Consider the following 241-nt stretch of genomic DNA (forward strand, 5'->3'; position numbering starts at 1 on the left):
TTAGGTGCCCTTCGGGGAAAGTTGAGACAGGTGGTGCATGGTTGTCGTCAGCTCGTGTCGTGAGATGTTGGGTTAAGTCCCGCAACGAGCGCAACCCTTGACTTTAGTTGCCAGCAGGTAAAGCTGGGCACTCTAGAGTGACTGCCGGTGACAAACCGGAGGAAGGTGGGGATGACGTCAAATCATCATGCCCCTTATGACCTGGGCTACACACGTACTACAATGGCCGGTACAACGGGAA

General features: G+C 54.4%; 1 rRNA gene. It reads left to right on the plus strand.

Features of this window, described 5'->3' with window-relative positions:
- Positions 1-241, plus strand: a 16S ribosomal RNA gene (locus HPT30_RS00110); the annotation flags it as partial.

The organism is Paenibacillus agri (genome assembly GCF_013359945.1).
In the GTDB taxonomy this organism is placed as follows: Bacteria; Bacillota; Bacilli; order Paenibacillales; family Paenibacillaceae; genus Paenibacillus_AQ; species Paenibacillus_AQ agri.